This is a genomic window from Planosporangium flavigriseum (assembly GCF_011947225.1).
GTDB lineage: Bacteria > Actinomycetota > Actinomycetes > Mycobacteriales > Micromonosporaceae > Planosporangium > Planosporangium flavigriseum.
Genome location: NZ_JAATVW010000063.1, coordinates 1 through 1,025, shown reverse-complemented (window position 1 = coordinate 1,025; position 1,025 = coordinate 1). Strand labels below are relative to the sequence as shown.

Here is a 1,025-nt window from a genome sequence, read left to right as displayed (position 1 = left end):
TCACCGCCGGCCGCCCCGTCCGGGAGGACTCCCGTTGAGGTCTTACACCGGCTCCACAGGCAGACACCGCCAGCCCGGCGGCCAAAATGTTGCGCGCTGCGTTAACGTCGCGGTCGTGGACGGTGCCGCACCGGCACGTCCACGTCCGGACGTTGAGCGGCATCTTGTCGGCCAGCGCTCCGCAGGCCGAGCACAGCTTGCTGGAGGGATACCAGCGGTCGACCGCGATCACTTCGCGGCCGTACCAGTCGGCCTTGTACTCCAGCATGGTGCGGAACTGCCGCCAGGCCGCGTCGGAGATGGCGCGGGCCAGCGTGTGGTTTTTGACCATGTTGCGCACGGTCAAATCCTCGATCACGATCGTTTGGTTCTCACGAACGAGCCGAGTAGTCAGCTTGTGCAGGTGGTCGCGGCGACGGTCGGTGATCCGGGCGTGGACGCGGGCCACCTTGAGCCGCGCCTTGGCCCGATTCGCGGAGCCCTTCTCCTTCTTGGAGAGGTTGCGCTGGGCGCGGGCCAGCCGGGCACGGTCGCGGCGCTCATGCTTGGGGTTGGCGACTTTCTCCCCGGTGGACAGGGTCAGCAGGCTGTCGAGCCCGGCGTCGATACCGACCGAGCCGGACGCCGGGACCTGTTCGATCACGTCGTCGCAGAGCAGGGACACCAACCAGCGACCCGCGGCGTCCTGGGACACGGTCACCGTGGACGGTGTTGCGCCGTCGGGCAGCGGCCGGGACCACACGATGTCCAGCGGCTGGTCCATCTTGGCCAGGGTGAGCCGGCCGTCGCGGTAGCGGAACGCGCTGGTGGTGTACTCCGCCGACTTCCGCGACTTCTTTTTGGACTTGAACGTCGGGTACTTGGCCCGCTTGGCGAAGAAGTTCATGTACGCGACTTGCAGGTGTCGCAGCGCCTGTTGCAGCGGCACGGAGGAGACCTCGTTGAGGAACGCAAGTTCCTCGGTCTTCTTCCACGCGGTCAGCATCGCGCTGGTGGCGTTGTAGTTGACCCGTTCCTGGCGCAGC

At 66.8% G+C, this 1,025-nt stretch carries 1 protein-coding gene; it reads right to left on the bottom strand.

What is annotated here, in order from left to right; translation table 11 throughout:
• Window positions 1–1,025: RNA-guided endonuclease InsQ/TnpB family protein (locus HC028_RS26815; RefSeq protein ID WP_168080226.1), on the bottom strand; the 1,025-nt coding region annotated here is incomplete at both ends.